The 1,910-nt window shown below is 39.1% G+C and carries 2 protein-coding genes; both read left to right on the forward strand.

Features of this window, described 5'->3' with window-relative positions:
• The coding region (locus FTT85_RS18360; protein WP_180184117.1) for a recombinase family protein at positions 1–545 on the forward strand (545 nt) is incomplete at its 5' end.
• Positions 546–1,243: 698 nt separating this feature from the next.
• Positions 1,244–1,910, forward strand: a 667-nt coding sequence (locus tag FTT85_RS18365; RefSeq protein WP_180041911.1) for an ISNCY family transposase, incomplete at its 3' end; no start/stop codon positions are given.

Here is a 1,910-nt window from a genome sequence, read left to right on the forward strand (position 1 = left end):
TGCAGATTCTTCAGGATCTAAACCAAAACTTGAATTTGGGCGAAACCATTGTGTACGTGGAAAACTATAGTGGTACGAAGTTAGACCGACCTGAATTGAATAAGCTACTGTCAGAAGCAAATCAAGGTGACACCTTGTTGGTTGAAAGTATTGACCGATTATCACGCCTAACCCAACAGGATTTTCAAGAGCTGAAGCGCAGGATTCAGGAGAAAGGACTTCGATTAATTGTGGCAGATCTTCCTACTACCTACCAAATGATTCAAACCAGTGACAGCATTACTCATTCAATCTTGGAACTCATCAACAATATGTTGATTGATCTCCTGGCAACAATGGCCCGTCTAGACAATGAGAAACGTATAGAACGTATTAAGCAGGGCCTGGAACGTTCGGGTTACAAGCCAACAGGTAAGAAAGCCAATGAGGCTAAGCACAAACGAATAAAAGAATTGCTAGCATCTGGCAATATGACTAAGGAAGAAATTGCCAAAGCAGTGAATTGTGGAGTTGCAACTGTCTATCGAGTTGCTAAAGTCATTTAAAAAGGCTTGTATCAGTGCTTCCCTTATGTCATATCTATTTACAAAGGAGCAAGGCATTCTTAAAGGTCAAAAGACGGAATTAATGATGAAAAAGCATTTGATTTTCCTTGTTTTTATAGTGATGGTTTTTATTTTAGCTCTAGTTGTAAAGATTAATAATGATCATAAAAAAGGGCAAGCATTAAAGAAATTGGAACTAGTTGAAAAGCAAATCCATTAGGTAAAAATTGACTTATACTTATTTAAATAACGCTAATAACTAAGCCCAAAAAACACCTAGACCCAGTGCTATACACGCTTAGTTTTTTATATTTCAAAAGAGTATTTTAGCAAATATCATAAAAGACCGGTCTATTCTCAAGCCGGTTTTTTATATCGCAGAGTATCATGGCTTCATCATAGATATATGAATATTAAGATAAATAAAAAGCCCTATAGTCTCTCCCGTTACTATAAGGCTTATAAAACGCTGTAATTTTTTCTTAATTACCTACTTTTCGATGTAGGTTATGAATATATTTTACCTATTGGTAAAAATAAAGATATAAGACAAAAGATGAATACCTTAGGAATTCCGCGTAAAAACTACTATGTAACTCCAAAATAGAAATGTCCGGTTTCTCCAAAGTAAAAATGTCCGCTTTTAGAATATGCGCTGTTGCAATTTTCTTAGCGGACGGTTTGATATGTTGGTGTCTATGTCGGATAAAGAACTTAAACGATTGTCGGTCTTGCAAGAAATCTGTGATCAACGCATAACCCAGCCCCAGGCTGCTCAGCTACTTCATATTTCAGAACGTCAGATCAGACGTTTATTGCAAAAATACAAAACTCAAGGTCCAACTGCATTAGCCCATGCTGCACGTGGCCAAATCAGCAATTCCAGGCTTCCTGAAGAGCTCAGACTCAAGTGCCTCAATCTGGTCGCTGAACAATTCCATGGTTTCGGACCCACTTTAGCGCATGAAAAGCTCACCACCGTTCATGGCTTTGATATTTCAGTTGAAACACTGCGTTCCTGGATGATTGCAGCAGATCTGTGGATTCCTCGCGCCAAGCGCCTGAAACGCCCGTATCAGCCTCGTTACAACCGGGATTGCTTTGGTGAACTGATCCAAATTGATGGCTCACACCATGACTGGTTTGAAGGACGCGCTGCTAAGTGCTGTTTGCTGGTGTTTATCGATGATGCGACAGGAAAATTGCAGCATTTACGCTTCTGTGAATCAGAATCAACCTTTGACTATATGATTTCAACACGTTTATATGTCGAACAGCACGGTAAGCCTTTAGCGTTTTACAGCGACAAACATTCAGTCTTTAGAGTGAATCAAAGCAGCAAGAAAGACACCAAGATTACCCAGT

It is taken from the genome of Acinetobacter sp. YH01020 (assembly GCF_013420275.1).
Classification (GTDB): Bacteria; Pseudomonadota; Gammaproteobacteria; order Pseudomonadales; family Moraxellaceae; genus Acinetobacter; species Acinetobacter amyesii.